Origin of the sequence: Phycicoccus sp. DTK01 (assembly GCF_017312765.1) — a bacterium.
GTDB classification, from domain to species: Bacteria; Actinomycetota; Actinomycetes; order Actinomycetales; family Dermatophilaceae; genus Phycicoccus; species Phycicoccus jejuensis.
This window is the reverse complement of the sequence record NZ_BOPU01000028.1, coordinates 1-825: the sequence shown is the minus strand read 5'-3', so window position 1 is coordinate 825 and position 825 is coordinate 1. Positions and strand designations below refer to the sequence as shown.

Sequence of the window (825 nt, the reverse complement as noted above, 5' to 3'; positions counted from 1 at the left end):
CAGGAAGTGACGACAAGCAAGCACTGCAGGTCAAACCGCAGGAGGGTGTGCCCGTGAGGGTGTGCTTTTTCTGGTCTGGTGTCTGTGTGGGTGGTTGGTTGTGTGTTGTTTGAGAACTGCACAGTGGACGCGAGCATCTTTGTTGTAAGTAATGAAGAGCGTACGGTGGATGCCTTGGCACCAGGAGCCGATGAAGGACGTAGGAGGCTGCGATAAGCCTCGGGGAGCTGTCAACCGAGCTGAGATCCGAGGATGTCCGAATGGGGAAACCCAGCACGAGTGATGTCGTGTTACCCGCACCTGAATATATAGGGTGTGTGGAGGGAACGTGGGGAAGTGAAACATCTCAGTACCCACAGGAAGAGAAAACAATAGTGATTCCGTGAGTAGTGGCGAGCGAAAGCGGAAGAGGCTAAACCATGGATGTGTGATAGCCGGCAGGTGTTGCATTCGTGGGGTTGTGGGGTTCATCTTGTCAATGCTGCCGTGTTGGCCGACAGTAAGAAATCATTGTGTTAGTGGAAGTGGTCTGGAACGGCCTGTCGTAGAGGGTGAGAGTCCCGTACACGAAAACATGATGACTGTCGTGATGGAAACCCAAGTAGCACCGGGCCCGTGAAATCTGGTGTGAATCTGTCGGGACCACCCGATAAGCCTGAATACTCCCTGGTGACCGATAGCGGACTAGTACCGTGAGGGAAAGGTGAAAAGTACCCCGGGAGGGGAGTGAAATAGTACCTGAAACCGTGCGCTTACAATCCGTCAAAGCCTTTGCACACTTCGGTGTGGGGGGTGATGGCGTGCCTTTTGAAGAATGAGCCTGCG

1 rRNA gene is annotated in these 825 nt (G+C 53.7%); it reads left to right on the top strand.

From position 1 onward, the window contains the following. Positions 1-142: 142 nt before the first annotated feature. A 23S ribosomal RNA gene (locus J3473_RS19225) occupies positions 143-825 on the top strand; the annotation flags it as partial.